General features: G+C 72.1%; 1 protein-coding gene. It reads right to left on the minus strand.

Going from position 1 to position 2240, the window contains the following annotated elements; translation table 11 throughout:
• A partial coding sequence (locus tag IG74_RS0144510; protein ID WP_030689510.1) for a condensation domain-containing protein occupies positions 1 to 2191 on the minus strand: 2191 nt, incomplete at its 3' end.
• Positions 2192 to 2240: the final 49 nt, after the last annotated feature.

The raw sequence follows: 2240 nt of genomic DNA on the forward strand, positions 1-2240 counted from the left end.
CCACCGCCACAGCATCCGGAACCCGGACCACCTGACGCGCCACCAACTCCGGCACCGACACCCCGGACACCACCGCCACCGACTCCGAACCACCCCACGTACGCAGGACGCGCTCGCGCTCGCCGTCCGGAAGGAGCGTCGCCTCGGCGTCGCCGTCCGCGTCGGCCGCGATCGCTTCGAGGACCGCGCGGTACATCGCGGCGATGCGGGTGAGGGAGGCGTGGGTGACGGAGCTCGGGTCCACCGTGAGGAGCAGGCCGCTGGCGCGGGCCGCCACGGCGAGGCCGAACTCAGTGGCGCCCTCGCCCATGCCGGAGTCGGCGTCGACGATGTCGCTGTCCGTCTGGGCGTCGCTCAGGTCGAGGTAGCTGAAGCGGACGTGCAGCAGCCGGGAGCCGTCGCCCAGTTCGCGCTGCATCACCGGCATCGGGAAGCGCCGGTGCGGCCAGAGGGCGCCCTCCTGCTCGAAGACCTGGCCGATGAGGTCGCGCCAGGTGCGGGCGCCGCGGCGGAAGGCGAACGGCACGGTGTTGAGGTACATGCCGTAGACCCGCTCGGCGCCGACCGCTTCGGGCCGGCCGCTGCACACCAGGCCGGTGCAGAAGGCCTCTTCCGGCGTGAGCTGGCTCATCACCTTCAGGTGCGCCGCGTGCAGCACGGCCTTGAGCGAGGTGCCCGTCTCGGTGGCGCGGGCGCGCAGCGTGTGCGCGTCGCCCCCCGCGGCCTCCGGGTCGCCCAGGGCGGACGGCAGCTCGAAGGTGCCGTGTCCTTCGATGACGTCGCGCCAGTAGGCGCGGTCCTCGTCGGAGGCGAGGGAGGCGAGTTCGGCGGCCACGAAGTCGGCGTACCGCACGTCGGGCGTCTCCGGCCGGGGCAGTTCCCCGTCGGCGCGCAGTGTCAGATAGCCCTCGACGATGTCGCTCAGGAGGGAGCGGTGGCTCCAGCCCTCCGTGATCGGGTGGCAGACGCTGACCGAGAGCCACCACGCCTCGTCGGACTCGACGAGCGCGGAGATCCGCAGGAGCGGCGCGCGGTCGAGCGCGAACGGCAGGGCGCGCTCGCTGACGATGTGCTCCCGGCGGAACACCTCCTGCTCCGCCGCGTTACGGTCGCGCAGGTCGTGGACGGTGACGGGCAGTTCGGCGACCTCGTGGACCAGTTGGAGCGGCGTCGAGTAGCCCTCCAGGTCGAAGGAGGCGCGGAGCATCTCGTGGCGCTCGACGACGGCCCGGCCCGCCTCGGCGAGCGCGGCGCGGTCGAAGGGGCGGCCGTCCTTGATCCGGAAGGTGGTGGTGTTGTGGTACTTGTTGCGGCCGTCGTCGGCCAGCATCTCCACCAGCATGCCGAGCTGGACCTGCGCCAGCGGGAACGCGTCGACGAGTCCCTCGGGCAGCCGCTCCCGGTCGTGCGGTTCGAGCAGCGCGAACGGTGCCACGCCTGCCGGTTCGGGGGTGTTCCCGCCGGTGCCGAGCGCGGCGGCGAGACCCGCCACCGTCCGGTACCGGAACACATCGCCCACGCCCGCCTCGAAGCCCTGCGCCCGCAACGCGCCGACCAGGGCGATCGCCTTGATCGAGTGCCCGTACTCCGGCAGCACCGCCGCCAGCGCCTCGGCAAGGCCTTCGCTCGCGCCGACCACATAGCCGATCAGGCGCTGGTCGTCGGAGACGAGGACCGCGGCGTCGGACACCGAAGCCTGCGCGACCAGGGCCGCGCGGATCTCGCCCAGCTCAATGCGGTAGCCACGGATCTTCACCTGGTCGTCGATGCGGCCCAGGAAGTCCACGGCCCCGTCGGCCCGCCACCGGACCAGGTCACCCGTCCGATAGAGGCGCTCACCCGGCCCGCCGTACGGATCCAGCGGGAACACACAGGTCCCTACGGTCGCCTCGGTCGGACCGTACTCGTTGACGACCTGGCCGCTCCCGAGGAGCTGGCGCCAGCGCTCGACCAGCTGGCCCGGCAGTGCCTCACCCGCGACCACCACACGCGAGACGAGCGACTGGATCTCGGCATCACCCAACTGGCCGTCCAGGACTTCGAGATGGCCGGGGGTGAGCTTGATGAACGAGAACGGACCCGCCGCGACCAGCGCATCCCCGAGTTCCGTCAGCTCACCGCCGTACAACCACACCCGCTGCCCCGCCACCAACGGCGCCCACACATTCGGCACCACCAGGTCGAACGCCACGGATGAAAACACCGGCGCGCCACCCGAACCCGACGACGCCAGCTCACGC

Source organism: Streptomyces sp. NRRL B-1347 (assembly GCF_000720325.1).
Lineage (GTDB): Bacteria > Actinomycetota > Actinomycetes > Streptomycetales > Streptomycetaceae > Streptomyces.